This is a genomic window from Haliea sp. (genome assembly GCF_040222615.1).
Lineage (GTDB): Bacteria > Pseudomonadota > Gammaproteobacteria > Pseudomonadales > Halieaceae > Haliea.
Window position 1 is genome coordinate 1 of sequence record NZ_JAVKCQ010000144.1, and the last position, 13,200, is coordinate 13,200.

12 protein-coding genes are annotated in these 13,200 nt (G+C 64.5%); 1 reads left to right on the forward strand and 11 read right to left on the reverse strand.

Annotated features, from left to right (window positions below; all coding sequences use genetic code 11):
• Window positions 1-261 precede the first annotated feature (261 nt).
• The 11 genes from RJQ10_RS11740 to RJQ10_RS11790 all read right to left on the reverse strand — a co-directional run bounded on the left by RJQ10_RS11740 (window position 262) and on the right by RJQ10_RS11790 (window position 11,523).
• Complete coding sequence (locus RJQ10_RS11740) at window positions 262-1,410, reverse strand: acetyl-CoA C-acetyltransferase (RefSeq protein WP_350146780.1); 1,149 nt, start codon at window positions 1,408-1,410, stop codon at window positions 262-264.
• A 21-nt stretch (window positions 1,411-1,431) separates the two neighbouring features.
• A complete protein-coding gene (locus RJQ10_RS11745; RefSeq protein ID WP_350146781.1) occupies window positions 1,432-2,478 on the reverse strand; it encodes an acyl-CoA dehydrogenase family protein in 1,047 nt (348 codons plus the stop codon).
• A gap of 2 nt (window positions 2,479-2,480) precedes the next feature.
• Window positions 2,481-3,644 (reverse strand): acyl-CoA dehydrogenase family protein, encoded by a 1,164-nt coding sequence (locus tag RJQ10_RS11750; RefSeq protein WP_350146782.1) that lies wholly within the window; start codon window positions 3,642-3,644, stop codon window positions 2,481-2,483.
• 15 nt (window positions 3,645-3,659) lie between these two features.
• Complete coding sequence (locus RJQ10_RS11755; RefSeq protein WP_350146784.1) at window positions 3,660-4,412, reverse strand: enoyl-CoA hydratase family protein; 753 nt, start codon at window positions 4,410-4,412, stop codon at window positions 3,660-3,662.
• Between the two features lies 1 nt (window position 4,413).
• Complete coding sequence (locus RJQ10_RS11760; protein ID WP_350146786.1) at window positions 4,414-5,499, reverse strand: NAD(P)H-dependent flavin oxidoreductase; 1,086 nt, start codon at window positions 5,497-5,499, stop codon at window positions 4,414-4,416.
• 8 nt (window positions 5,500-5,507) lie between these two features.
• Window positions 5,508-6,311, reverse strand: coding sequence for a CoA-transferase subunit beta (locus tag RJQ10_RS11765; protein ID WP_350146788.1), 804 nt, complete (start codon window positions 6,309-6,311; stop codon window positions 5,508-5,510).
• Window positions 6,312-6,332: 21 nt separating this feature from the next.
• Complete coding sequence (locus RJQ10_RS11770; RefSeq protein ID WP_350146790.1) at window positions 6,333-7,205, reverse strand: CoA transferase subunit A; 873 nt, start codon at window positions 7,203-7,205, stop codon at window positions 6,333-6,335.
• 11 nt (window positions 7,206-7,216) lie between these two features.
• On the reverse strand, window positions 7,217-7,687 hold the full coding sequence (locus RJQ10_RS11775) for an Lrp/AsnC family transcriptional regulator (RefSeq protein ID WP_350146792.1): 471 nt from the start codon (window positions 7,685-7,687) through the stop codon (window positions 7,217-7,219).
• Window positions 7,684-8,190 (reverse strand): Lrp/AsnC family transcriptional regulator, encoded by a 507-nt coding sequence (locus RJQ10_RS11780; protein ID WP_350146794.1) that lies wholly within the window; start codon window positions 8,188-8,190, stop codon window positions 7,684-7,686. Before RJQ10_RS11780 ends, RJQ10_RS11775 begins: the two co-directional genes overlap by 4 nt.
• Before the next feature lie 7 nt (window positions 8,191-8,197).
• Window positions 8,198-9,781: a FadD3 family acyl-CoA ligase gene (locus RJQ10_RS11785; protein WP_350146796.1), complete on the reverse strand. Its 1,584-nt coding sequence runs from the start codon at window positions 9,779-9,781 to the stop codon at window positions 8,198-8,200.
• A 110-nt stretch (window positions 9,782-9,891) separates the two neighbouring features.
• Window positions 9,892-11,523: a long-chain-fatty-acid--CoA ligase gene (locus tag RJQ10_RS11790; RefSeq protein ID WP_350146797.1), complete on the reverse strand. Its 1,632-nt coding sequence runs from the start codon at window positions 11,521-11,523 to the stop codon at window positions 9,892-9,894.
• Window positions 11,524-11,690: 167 nt separating this feature from the next.
• On the opposite strand from RJQ10_RS11790, the gene RJQ10_RS11795 reads away from it, so the two are divergent.
• Window positions 11,691-13,172 carry a phospholipase D-like domain-containing protein gene (locus tag RJQ10_RS11795; RefSeq protein WP_350146799.1) on the forward strand — a complete coding sequence of 494 codons (1,482 nt, stop codon included), beginning with the start codon at window positions 11,691-11,693 and terminating at the stop codon, window positions 13,170-13,172.
• Window positions 13,173-13,200 lie beyond the last annotated feature (28 nt).

A 13,200-nucleotide genomic window follows, 5' to 3' on the forward strand; every position in this document is an offset into this window, starting at 1 on the left:
CGTCCATGTAGGCTCGTATCGCGCATCCATGCGCTCAACGGTCCCGGAACCCTCTGCCCCTCCCCTGCGCTGCTACCTTCGGTGCCATCTCGCAGGATTGCACTCGTCGAGGCGCAGCGTCTTGGAGGGGGGCTGGCGGGACTGTGTGAGACATGGTTGTCGAACACAAGCCTACATGGATGTATTCACGGCGTGTCCCGACAGCCCCCCTCCAAGATGCTGGGCCGCGCTACGAAGCACCCAATACCACGAGACACGAAGCTAGAGCCGCTCAATGATGGTGACATTCGCCTGCCCACCCCCCTCACACATGGTTTGCAACCCATACCGCCCCTCGGTCCGCTCCAACTCGTGCAACAAGGTCGTCATCAACTTGGTTCCGGTAGCGCCCAGCGGATGGCCCAGGGCGATGGCGCCGCCGTTGACGTTGGTTTTTGCGTGGTCGTAGCCGGTGTCTGCGAGCCAGGCCATGGCCACGGAGGCGAAGGCTTCGTTGATCTCCACCAGATCAATATCGGCGAGGCTCATGCCTGCGCGCTTCAGCGCGTATTCGGTGGCGGGGATCGGGGCGGTCAACATCCAGATCGGGTCCGCGGCGCGCACGCTCATGTGGGCAATACGAGCGCGGGGAGTGAGCTTGTAGCGCTTCAGTGCCGCCTCGGAAACGATCAGCATCGCCGAGGAGGCGTCGCAGGTCTGGCTGGAGACCGCGGCGGTGATGCTGCCGCCCTCCTGCAGTGGCTGCAGCTCCGCCATTTTCTCCATGCTGGTCTGGCGCGGGGTTTCGTCCATCGCGACCCCGACCAGCGGCGCGATTTCGCGGCTGAAGCGGCCTTCTTCAATCGCGCGCAGGGCGCGGCTGTGGGACTCCAGGGCAAAGGCTTCCATGTCCTGCCGCGTCAGGCCCCACTTGTCGGCAATCATCTGCGCCGAATTGAACTGGGACACCGGGACCTTGCCGTAGCGCCTGACCCAGCCCTCGCTGCCGGAGAAGGGGTCGCTGAAGCCCAGCGGTTCCGCCGCCAGCATGGCGGAGGAAATCGGGATCTGGGTCATGGTCTGTACACCACCGGCGATGACCACGTCGTTGACCCCCGCCATGATGGCCTGGGCGGCGAAGTGCACGGCCTGCTGGGAAGAGCCGCACTGGCGGTCCACGGTAGTGCCGGGCACAGCCTCGTCGAGGCCCGCCGCCAGCCAGCAGGTGCGGGCGATATCACCAGCCAACGGGCCGATGGTATCGACGCAGCCGAAGATCACGTCGTCATAGTCGCCGTCGGGAATGCCGTTGCGCTCCACCAGGGTCTTCAGCACGTGGGCGCCGAGGTCCGCGCCGTGGACGCCGGCTAGGCCGCCCTTGCGCCGCCCTGTGGGGCTGCGCACCGCATCTACAATATAGGCATCTGCCATGGTTCTGCTTCCTGTTCCGGGTTACTGAAAGGTGGCGCCGGCGCCGAGGACGGCGTCCTCGGCAAGAATCGCCTGCGCTACCTGTTGTTTGTGGAAGCCGGCGTCGCCCCAGGTATTGGCCAGCGCCCAGGCCTTCTTCATGAAAATGTGCAAGTCGACTTCCCAGGTGTAGCCCATGGCACCGTGGACCTGGATGCTGCTCTTTGCCGCCAGGTTTGCCGCCTCGCAGGCCGCCAGCTTGGCGTGGGCCACATGGCGTGTAGCGATTGCGGCGTTCTCGGCCACCGCGTAAGCGGCGCGATGCACCGGTGCCTTGGCGTATTCCAGCTTCACGGCGACGTTGGCCAGGTGGTGCTTGACTGCCTGGAAGGAGCCGATGGGCTTGCCGAACTGCTTGCGGTCGGCGGTGTAGGCCACGGCAAGATCAACCATGCGCTGGGCCAGCCCCAGGGCCTGCGCCGCGCAGCCCAGCGCGCCGCGGTTGAGGCTGGCGTTGCGCAGCTCAGCCGCCCGCTCGCCGGATACTACCGGCGTCACCCCCGGGTTAACGGCAACCGTGAACAGGCGGCGACCGGGATCGATACTCTGGCTGAATTCGAGGGCAAACTGTCCCTGTTCGAGGGCGTACCAATGGCCGCCCTGTTCCAGCAACAGCAGATCCGCCACATGGGCATCCTCTGCCAGCAGGTTCTGTTCCAGGGCGGCGACAATGCGCGCGTCGCCGGCCGCGGCCCGCGGCAGCCAGCCTGCCGCCAGCTCACCGCCGAGATCGGCAAGCAGGGGCACCCCCACCAGCACATGGTTGACCAGCGGCTCCGCCAGGGCGACATAGCCGCACTCCTGCGCCAGCAGGACAAAATCCAGCGCCGTCATGCCCAGGCCGTCGTGTTCCTCGGGCACCGTCATGCCGGTGAGCCCCAGTTCAGCAAGCTGCTGCCACAGGGCGGGATCGCGGCCGGTTTCGCTGTCCCAATCAGCGCGCAGGCGCTCGGGAGTGATTTCGTTGACCAGGAAACTGCGCACGGAGTCGTGGAACAGGAGCTGGTCTTCGCTGAATGTAAAGTCCATGGTTACCTCGGCATGCCCAGCATGCGCTCTGCGATAATGTTGCGCTGTATCTCGTTGGTGCCGGCGTAGATGGGGCCGGACTGGGAGAACAGCCAACCGTCCAGCCAGTTGCCGACACCCTGCGCCGCGGGCGCATGCGACAGCAGTTCCGCCCGGGCCCCGAGTATGCTCATGGCGGTGGCGTGCATGTTCTGGTCCAATTCCGACCAGAAGATCTTGTTGGTGGAGGACTCGGCGCCGATCTTGCCGCCCTGGCTCAGCCGGCAGGCAGTCTGGTAGGTGCTCAGGCAATAGCTCTCCGCGTCCATCCAGGCGCGGATCACAGCCTCCTTGACAGCCGGGTCCTGACTTGCGGTCGCCTCGTTGTCGCGGTACAGCTGCACCAGCCGGCGGGCGGTTTCCTGGAAGCGCGCGGGGGAGCGCAGCATCAGGCCCCGCTCAAAGCCCGCGGTGGCCATGGCCACGGCCCAGCCGGCGCCCTCGTCGCCCAGCCTGTTGCTGACATCCACCTCGACATTGTCAAAGAATATCTCGGCGAAGCCGGGCAGGCCGTCCAGCTGCGGGATCGGGCGCACGGTGATGCCCGGGGTCTTCAGCGGCACCAGGATAAAGGTCAGGCCGCGGTGGCGTTCGGATTCAGGGTCGGTGCGGAACATGCCAAACAACCAGTCGGCCCACACCGCGCGGGTGGACCAGGTCTTCTGGCCATTGATGATGTACTTGTTCCCTTCCCGGCGGGCGCTGGAGCGGATCGCTGCCATGTCGGAACCGGCGCCGGGCTCGGACCAGCCCTGGGCCCAGACGTCTCGGCCCTCGGCCATCGCCGGCAGGAACCGCGCCTTCTGTTCTTCCGTGCCGTACTCCATCAGCGTCGGGCCAAGCAGGAAAATACCGTTCTGGTTGACCCGCAGGGGAGCGCGCGCGCGGTAGTACTCCTCCTCAAAGATCAGCCACTCGATCAGGTCACAGCCGCGTCCGCCCAGCGTCTCGGGCCAGGTGACCATGCCCCAGCGGCCCTGATTCAGGGTAGCTTCCCAGGCCCGGTGTTGCTGGAAGCCCTCGGCGGTGTCAAAGCTCTGCAGCGGTTTGGCGGGTACATGCTCCGCCAGCCAGCTGCGCACCTCCGCGCGAAAGGCCTGCTGCTGTTCGGTATAGGACAGATTCATCGATGATTCCTGCGCTTAAAACTTGGCGTCGCGTTTCTGCACGAAGGCGTCGCGGGTTTCCTGGGAGTCGCCCAGGGTGTAGGCCTCCAGGGTAAAGCCCTGCTCCCAGCGGTACTTGTCCTCCAGGCTGCCGTCCTCGATACCGTTCAGGGCCTCCTTGGCCAGCTTTACCATGGCCGGGGATTTCTCCGCGATCTTCGCGGCAATCCCGCGCGCCGTCGGCAACAGCTCTTCCCTGGGCACCACTTTTTCGATGGCGCCGAGACGGTAGGCCTCGGCGGCGTCGATAAACTCACCGGTAAAGTACATGTAGCGCACCTTCTGCACCGGGAACAGACGCTGCAGGAGGGCGCCGCCGCCCATGGCACCGCGGTCGATTTCCGGCACGCCAAAGCGGGCGCAGTCAGACGCTACCAGAACGTCTGCAGCACCAGCCATGCCGATGCCGCCGCCGAGGACAAAGCCGTGCAGGGCAATGATGACCGGCTTGGGGTTACGGTGAATGGCGCGAAAGGTCTCGTAGTTGCCCTTGTTCACCGCGACAATACGCTGGGGATCCGCCGCCAGTTCCTTGATATCCACGCCGGCGCAAAAGCCGCGGCCCTCGGCGGCAATCAGGATCACGCGGACATCGTCGTTGTCGCCCAGCGCGTCGATCTCCCGGGCAATGGCAAACCAGCCTTCGCTGTTGAAGGCGTTGACCGGCGGCTGGTTGAGAATCATCTCGGCAATGCCGTCATTGATTGTGGTGCCAAAAGGTGTGCTCATATCAGCTACCTGCCTGTGTGCTGGGGTTGGCCCGCTGCGCCAGGGCAGTCAGGCGTTGCTCGGCTTCCGCGACGATGGCGCCCACCAGTTCCTCGCAGCTGAGCAGGCTGTCGATCACACCCGCCACCTGGCCACTGGGCAACACGCCCCGGGAAGGCTCGCCATCCACCATCGCCTTCTGAATGATCATCGGCGCGTTGGCGGACATGATGGCCTGGGCCGCAGTCATGTCGTCGCTGCGGGTCATGGCCAGGGCGGACTTCAGCAGCCCGACCAGGCTGGCACCGGTGTGCTGGCGAAACGCCAGGCCATTGCGAATCGCAATCAGCAGTTTACGCAGGGTGCCGGCCCGTTCCAGCTCGCCCAGCAGCTCGTTCATGATCATGCGCTGGGGCAGGCCATCCATTGCCCGGGAGACAATGATCTCCGCCGGGTTCTTGCAGTCCAGATAGCGCTGCAGGGTGGCGTCCGGCACCGGGGACTCCCGGGTGAGTAGAAACCGGGTGCCCATGGCAATACCGTCCGCGCCCCAGGCCATCGCCGCCACCAGGCCGCGGCCGTCCTTGAAGCCGCCGGCGGCCACCACCGGCACCCTGTCGCCCACGGCGTCGATCACCTGCGGAATCAGCAGCGTGGTGGGCACGGCACCGGTGTGCCCGCCGCCCTCCCCGCCCTGCACCGTCACCGCATCCGCGCCCAGCTCCACGGCCTTGAGGGCATGTTTGGGCAAGCCTACGGTGGGCATGCAGACCACCCCAGCATCCTTCAGCTTGCGAATCATGTCCGGGCCCGGTGAGCGCGAGTAGCTCACCGCTTTCACCCCGTGGCGAATCACCATGTCCACAATGGCCGCCGCGTTGGGCTGGTACATGTGAAAATTGACGCCAAAGGGTTTATCGGTGAGTTCCTTCACCCGCAGGATGTCGCGTTCCATTTCCGCCGGCGGGATAGTGGCGCCGGCGAGGAAGCCGAACGCACCGGCGTTGCAGCTGCCTGCCACCAGATTCGGGTCCGCCACCCAGCCCATCGCGGTTTGCACGATGGGGTAGCGGCAACCGAGCAGCTCTGTGAGTCGTGTCGTCAGCATCGGGGGCCTCAGGCGCGGTTGCCCGGCGGGTTGTCGGCAATCTGGACTGCGCGCTGGTTGTGCGGGTCCAGCGCGGCGATGATGGCCAGTTGCTCCACCGTCGGCGCCGGTGTCGTCGGGACCGTGGCGGGGATGCAGAGCGCAAAGCCGGTATTTTCCTGTACCTGCTCCACCGTGATGCCGGGGTGCAGGGAGAGCAGGCGCAGCTGGTGGTCGGGGCCGCCGAAATCCATGACGCACAGGTCCGTTATCACGCGGCGGATATCGAGGTCGTCCAGGGAGCGCCCGCGCGGCAGCCGAGCCGGGTTATAGCCGATCGAAGACACGTAGTCGCATTCGCCATCGATAAACACGCGGTTGTTGTGCCCGGGGACAAAGAAGCTGTTGGCATGGGAAATCGAGTTTCCGGGGAAGCCGCGGGCTCCCAGCATCATGACCTTGGGCTGCTGGTAGGTGCCGCCCAGGGCCGAGGTGTTGGTCTGGCCCCAGCGATCGATCTGGGTCGGGCCCAGCATGGCGTGACGCTTGCCGCTCCAGACATTGTCGAATATCCGCGAGAACCCCATCCAGGTTTCATTAGCCTGGCGGAAATCCGCCGGACGCTTGCCGATGGGGTTCGGCTCACAGAGCAGGAACGCCTCGGAGTCCGTCATCATCAGGTCCGGATTGAAGGTCTTCATGGCGAGGCTGGCGGCCAGGCGAGGAATCACGCCAATACCGGTGGCCAGCACCTCACCATCGTGGCGAAAGGCCTCGGCCGAGGCAACAATGCACAGTTCGGCCAGGGTGTAGTCAGTTGCTGCAGTAGACATGTGGTGTTTCTCCCTCGGCAATCAGTAGGTAGGCAGAGCAAGCGCCTTGATGGCATCGAGCCCGCCGACGTTGCGCTGGTACTCGGCTTCGTCTGCGCCCAGGTACTGGCCCAGGTAGCCCTCAATACCGCCATCCTTCGCCGAAGCGGTGTAGGCCTTGAAGTGCGCAACGTCGAATCCGTACAGGGGATTACAGGAGGTGGGGTGGGCGCCGCCGGGAATTTCCACGATGGCGTTGGTCGCCGAGCGCTCCCAGAACACTTCCCGGGCCCGCGCGGGGTCGTGGAAGAACTCGCTGTCCACCAGCTCGTCGCAGGAAACGATGGTGTTGGTTGCGGCGCGGGCAAACCAGTCATCCATGTAGTGGTCTGGACCCCCTATCTGGCACACCCCGTGAAAATCCGCCCGATCGACGTGCAGCAGGGACACATCCAGCTTCAGGGCCGGCATGGCCACCCACTCCTTGTCGTCGTAAGGACTGTCGACAAGCTTGATGTCCGGGTTGTGGGTCAGCACATCGGTGCCAAGGCCAACCTCGGTGGGAATAAAGGGCAGACCCCAGGCCGCAGCGCGCAGTCCCAGCAGCAGCATGCCCTCGTCGATCTCCATCACCTCGATCGCACCGCTCTGCCGGGCCTGGCGGAAATAGGGCTCCAGCGGTATGAAATCCAGGGAGACAAAGGCAAACACCAGCTTCTTCACCTTGCCGGCGGCGCACAGCATGCCGACATCCGCGCCGCCGTAGGCCACCACAGTCAGGTCCTTCAGGTCCGAACGCAGGATCTCACGCACCAGCGCCATGGGCTTGCGCCGCGGACCCCAGCCGCCGATACCGACGGTCATGCCGTCTTCGATTTGTGCCACCGCATCGCGGGCACTGAGCCGTTTATCCATACTGCTTTCCTTCAGCTGACGATCCGCGCCATGCGGTAATCGTGTTTGACAAAATTAACCCCCAGGGTGCTTTCCGTGCGGCGCACTCCGGGAATGCCGCTGACGCGCTGGTGCACGAATTCCGCCAGATGCTCGTTGCTGCGCACCATGGTGATGGCGAGGATGTCCGAGCGCCCCAGCATCTCGCCGACAAAACCCAGTTCGCTGATCAATGCCAGCTCCCGTGCCACGTCCTGTATTTGGTGGCTGCGCTCGACCTCAATCCAGATCCAGGCCAGCGCCCCCTGGCGAAACCGGTCGATATTGGTGATGGCGGTAATGCGAATCTGCTTCTCCGCCTCCATGCGCTTGACCCGGGCGCGCACGGTGCCCTCGGTGACGCCCAGCTCCGCCGCAATCTGGCGATTGCTGATGCGGGCGTCCTCTGACAATCGCGCCACGATCTGCCGATCCACCTCATCCAGCCTGCGTCCGCCGCTCACAGGGCTTCCCCCTCGTGGAAGGGGACCCAATCGGGCTGGTTCTTCAGCACATTGACCGCCAGCGAGGGGGTCAGCCGCCGCACACCCGCCATGGTGGCAATGCGCTCCTGCAGCAAACGATGCAGGGCGGCCTGGTCCTCGGCCACCATGAGAATCTCCAGGTCCTGGGCGCCGACCACGACATTCACCGAGAACACCTCGGGAACGGCCGCCAACTCCCGCGCCACCTCTTCGGGCGAGCGATTTTCCACCTGCACGCCGATGGCGAGCAGCATGCCGTAACCCGCGGCCTCGATATCCGTCACCGCCACCACGCGCATGGTGCGGGACTCTTCCAGCCGCCGCACCCGGGCCCGCACTGTGGCTTCGGTCAGACCCAACTCCCGGGCGATGGAGCGATAGGGCAGCCGCCCGTCAGCCCGCAGCAGGGCAATGATACGGTGGTAGGTATAATCCAGCTCGATCTGGGCAGCTGCGTCCTGGCGCTGTGCACTGTGGGACATGGCCGAGCTAGCTCCGCTCTGCCGCCGCGCGCTGGCGCAGCTCGTTTTTCAGCACCTTGCCGCCGGCGTTCATCGGCAGCTCGGCGACAATCCGCACCTGGCGCGGCACCTTGTAGTTCGCCATGTTGTCCCGCGCCCAGGCAATCACTGCCTGTTCGTCCAGCTCCGAGCCCGGCTCGGGCACAATCCAGGCACAGGCGACCTCGCCCATGCGCTCATCGGGCACCCCGATCACCGCAGCGCGGGCCACGCCCGACATGCTGTGCAGGCTGTTCTCGATCTCTGCCGGGTAACAGTTGAAACCGCCGACGATGAACATGTCCTTGATCCGATCGGTAATGCGGACATAGCCATCCTCGTCCATCACGCCGACATCCCCGGTTTTCAGCCAGCCGTCCGCGGTAATGGTGCGAGCGGTTTCCGCAGGGTCGTCCAGATAGCCTTGCATGACGTTGTAGCCGCGACACCAGATCTCTCCCTCGGTGCCGGCCGGGACGGTATTGCCATTGGCATCCACGCACTTCATCTCGACCCCGGCCATGGCACGGCCGGAGCTGTGGGAAATGCGCTCGGCGCTGTCCTCGGGTCGACAGATGGAAATCACGCCGCAGGACTCGGTGAGTCCGTAGGCGGTGACCACCACCTTGAACCCCAGCTCGCCGCGCATCTTCTCGATCAGGGATACCGGCACCGGGGCAGCGCCGGTCACGGCGAGGCGCAGGCTGGACAGATCGTAGTCCTGGCGTTGCGGGTGGGTCAGCAGTGACTGGTAGATCGTCGGCGGACCGGGAATCACTGACACCCGCTCACGGTGGATCTGCGCCAGCACCGCATCGAGATCAAACTGCTTCACCGGCAGCATGCGCGCGCCGCGGATGATCGCCGCCAGCCAGCCGGCCTTGTAACCGAAGGAGTGAAAGAACGGGTTGATAATCAGGTAGTTGTCCCGCTCGGTCAGGCCCACCGTGGCGCTCCAGGTCTCGAACGCGCGGATATTCTGACCGTGGCTGGTGACCACGCCCTTGGGCTGTCCAGTGGTACCGGAGGTGAACAGGATATCGAGTGTGTCAGCAGGGGTGAGCTGGTCGGCGCGAGCCTGGACCTCTGCCACACCGACAGCGGCGCCACCTGCCACGAAGTCGCGCCAGCTACGGGTACCGGGTACCTCCCCTTCCAGCAGGATGATGTCCTCCAGCGCGGGGAGGTCTTCCTGCTCCAGCATTTGCGGGTAGCGCATGCCCAGGAACTCGCCAACGGTAAACAGCCAGCGGGCGCCGCTGCGGCGCAGGATGAATCCCGCTTCAGCGCCCTTGAGCCGGGTGTTCAGGGGTACCAGCACGCCGCCGACGCTCTGGGCGCCGATGGCCGCGATCACCCACTGCCAGATATTGGGGGCCCAGATAGCAATACGCTCACCCTGCTGCAGGCCTGCCGCCAGAAACGCCCGCGCGGCCTCCACACGGGCGGCGTCCAGCTCCGCATAGGTCAGGGTAACCGCGCCGTCAGTCATGGCGATATGCCCCGGCAGCGCTGCCGCGGTGGCGGCAACAACCTGGGGCAGGGTACGCTGGGGCGGTTCAGTTGTTGACATGGCTACAGGCGCAATAACGGGTCATTGGCCTGCATGGTAGTCAGTCAAACCGGGAATGACAACCGGAATTCGTAAATAATCGACCCTCTAGCTACGAATAGTGCAAATAGTTATAAGCCCGGAAAGCTATAGTCCTGGAACTGCTCACGCAGGGACACCTTGTGGATCTTGCCGGTAGCGCCGTGGGGCAGCTCGGCGACGAACTCCACCGCGTCCGGTTTCCACCAGGTCGCCACCTTGCCCTCGAACCAGGCCAGCATCTCCTCTGCAGTCAGATCCTGACCGTCGCCCTTGCGCACCACGATCAGCAGGGGCCGCTCGCTCCACTTGGGGTGGTAGTGACCAATCACCGCCGCCTCGGCCACCTTGGGGTGACTCATGGCGACATTCTCCAGCTCAATGGAGGAGATCCATTCGCCGCCGGACTTGATCACGTCCTTGGTGCGATCCGTGATCGCCATGTATCCTTCAGGGTCGATGGTCGCCACGTCACCGGTCTCGAACCAGCCGGGCTCCGCGTGGGCGCCGTCCGCCTCGCGCTTGAAGTACGCCGAACAGATCCAGGAGCCCCGCACCTTCAGTGAGCCGTAGGCCTTGCCGTCCCAGGGCAGCTCATTACCCTCGTCATCGACAATCTTCATTTCCACCCCGAAGATCGGCCGCCCCGCTTTCAGGCGCAGCCTGCTGTACTCTTCGGCGGAATAGCGGTCTTTCTGGTCGGCGCTGGCATTGATACTGCCCAGCGGGCTCATTTCCGTCATGCCCCAACCGATGCGGCTCTCCACACCATAGGCATCGAAGCCTTCGGCGATGGACAGCGGACAGGCGGCGCCGCCCACCACGACCCGCTTCAGGGTCTCTACCGTTTTACCCGAAGTCTTCAGGTGCGCCAGCAGCGCCAGCCAGACCGTGGGCACCCCGGCCGACAGGGTCACACCCTCCTCGTTGATCAGGTTTGCCAGGGTTTCGCCATCGCCCATCTTGTTGCCGGGAAAAACCATCTTGGAGCCCGCCATCGGGCAGGAATAGGGGTTGCCCCAGGCGTTGACGTGGAACATGGGCACGATGGGCAGCACGACATCGCTGGCCGAAAGACCCATGGCATCGGGCATCATGGTGGCGTAGGCGTGCAGCATGGTGGAGCGATGCGAGTACAGCACCCCCTTGGGGTGGCCGGTCGTGCCGGAGGTGTAGCACAGGGCACAGGCATCGTTCTCGTCGAGCACCGGCCACACGAAGTCCTCACTGCCACCGGCAACCAGGGTCTCATAACAAATCGCGCTGGCCAGCTCAGTCGCCGGCATATTGGCCTCGTCCGTCAGCACCACCCAGCCTTTTACCCCGGGGCATTCCGGGGCCAGCTTCTCCACCAGTGGCAGGAAGTCGGGATCGAGGAAGATATAACGATCCTCGGCATGATTGATGATGTAAACCAGCTGCTCCGGAAACAGGCGCGGGTTGATGGTGTGACAGACGTAACCGCTGCAGGCGGAACCGTAGTAGGTCTCCAGGTGACGGTAGTCGTTCCAGGCCAGGGTGCCAATACGGTCGCCGCGAGCAAGGCCCCATTCCGCCACCGCGCTGGCCAGCTTGCGGGCGCGGGCAAAGGCTTCCCGATACGTGTAGCGATGACGCGGGTTGTCCCGGGTTACAGACACAATCTCCTGCTGGCCGTTCACGCGCTCCGCGTGCTGCATGATCTCGGTAATCAGCAGCGGCATATTCATCATCAGCCCTTGCATGGTGTTCTCCTGTGCTCATGGACAATTGTTATCGCCCGCATTGTACCGGCTTGCCCGGCATTTGCTATTACCTGTCGGGCAAGCCCGGCCTGCCGGTGCAATTGCTGTTCGCGGGCGCGGCCACTCGGCGCTACAATCAGGCCTGATGACAACACCAGAGCGTGGCAATGGATGTCAATCAGATCGTAACGGACCTACCGCGGCTTCTGGGGCAACCACTCTGGCAGTGGCTTCTGGGTGTCCTCTATCTTGCCATCGCCCTGCTGGCAGCCGTTCACGCCATGCTCTACAAGCGCGACTCCCGCGCAGCGATCAGCTGGATTGCCGTGAGCCTGCTGTTTCCCCTGCTGGGGCCACCGCTCTACTACCTGTTCGGTATCAACCGTGTGCGCAGCCATGCCCGCCGGATGAGCGGGCAGCGGCGGCCACTGCTGCAGGTCGGTCACGAGCGAGGTCTCATCACGCCGGAAAACACGCTGACCCCGCCGGGCCTGGACGACAGGCTCAGGCCCTTTGCCCGGGTTTCGGGACGGGTAGCCACCCACCCCATCGAAGCCGGCAACCGGGTAATGGTCCTGCACAACGGCGACGAGGCCTATCCCGCCATGCTGGCGGCGATCGCCAGGGCCAGCAGGCGCATTCTGTTGTGCAGCTATATTTTCGAGTCCGACCATACCGGCCGGCAGTTCGTGGCGGCGCTGGCCGCTGCCCAGCAGCGCGGGGTCGAGGTGCGGGTACTCGTGGACGGCATTGGCGAACTCTATTCCTGGCCAAGGGTCGGACGCCTGCTGCGACGGGAGCGTCTGCCGGCGGCGCGCTATCTGCCGCCGCGATTGCTGCCACCTTCGCTGTCGATCAATCTGCGCAATCACCGCAAAATCCTCCTGGTGGACGACCGGGAAGCCTTCACCGGGGGGATGAATATCGGCGACCGGCATCTTCTGACTTCGGGCTCCCACAAGCTCGCCGCCGACCTGCACTTCCAGGTACAGGGACCGGTCCTGGCCCAGCTCGAGCATGTGTTCCTGGCCGATTGGCGCGTCACCACCGGTGAGCAGCTGCCGCCACTGTGCGGGGGCATTCAGCCGCTCGCGGATGGAGCGGATTTCTGTCGCTGTATCAGCGACGGGCCCGACGACGATCTCGACAAGATTTCCCTGACCCTGATGGGCGCCATCTCTGCTGCCCGGGAAGAGATCCTGATCATCACTCCCTACTTTCTCCCTTCCCGGGAAATGGTGGCCAGCCTGCAGTCGGCGGCTCTGCGCGGAGTGAGGGTCGTGGTCCTGCTGCCCGCGGACAACAACCTGCCCTTCGTGCACTGGGCATCCCGCAACCTGCTCTGGGAGCTGTTGCTCTACGGCATCGATATCCGCTACCAGCCACCGCCTTTCTCCCACGCCAAACTGTTCGTAGTCGATCGCTGCTACGCGCAGGTGGGCTCGGCCAACCTGGACCCGCGCAGCCTGCGCCTGAACTTCGAGCTCAACCTGGAACTGTTTGCCGGCGAGAGCGTTGTGCAGCTTGCGCTGGAGGTCCAGCGTCGCTACCCGCTGTCAACGCCGGTGACCCTCGAGGAAGTGGATAATCGGTCGCTGCCCGCCCGACTCAGGGACGCTTTTTTCTGGCTGTTCCAGCCCTACCTCTAGGTATCGCCATACCGGGTGCCACAGACCA

Coding starts and splice junctions, on each gene's coding strand:
- RJQ10_RS11745 (WP_350146781.1), bottom strand. CDS start 2,478: ATGGACTTTACATTCAGCGAAGACCAGCTCCTGTTCCACGACTCCGTG.
- RJQ10_RS11770 (WP_350146790.1), bottom strand. CDS start 7,205: ATGGATAAACGGCTCAGTGCCCGCGATGCGGTGGCACAAATCGAAGAC.
- RJQ10_RS11755 (WP_350146784.1), bottom strand. CDS start 4,412: ATGAGCACACCTTTTGGCACCACAATCAATGACGGCATTGCCGAGATG.
- RJQ10_RS11780 (WP_350146794.1), bottom strand. CDS start 8,190: ATGTCCCACAGTGCACAGCGCCAGGACGCAGCTGCCCAGATCGAGCTG.
- RJQ10_RS11785 (WP_350146796.1), bottom strand. CDS start 9,781: ATGTCAACAACTGAACCGCCCCAGCGTACCCTGCCCCAGGTTGTTGCC.
- RJQ10_RS11795 (WP_350146799.1), top strand. CDS start 11,691: ATGGATGTCAATCAGATCGTAACGGACCTACCGCGGCTTCTGGGGCAA.
- RJQ10_RS11740 (WP_350146780.1), bottom strand. CDS start 1,410: ATGGCAGATGCCTATATTGTAGATGCGGTGCGCAGCCCCACAGGGCGG.
- RJQ10_RS11760 (WP_350146786.1), bottom strand. CDS start 5,499: ATGCTGACGACACGACTCACAGAGCTGCTCGGTTGCCGCTACCCCATC.
- RJQ10_RS11765 (WP_350146788.1), bottom strand. CDS start 6,311: ATGTCTACTGCAGCAACTGACTACACCCTGGCCGAACTGTGCATTGTT.
- RJQ10_RS11750 (WP_350146782.1), bottom strand. CDS start 3,644: ATGAATCTGTCCTATACCGAACAGCAGCAGGCCTTTCGCGCGGAGGTG.
- RJQ10_RS11790 (WP_350146797.1), bottom strand. CDS start 11,523: ATGCAAGGGCTGATGATGAATATGCCGCTGCTGATTACCGAGATCATG.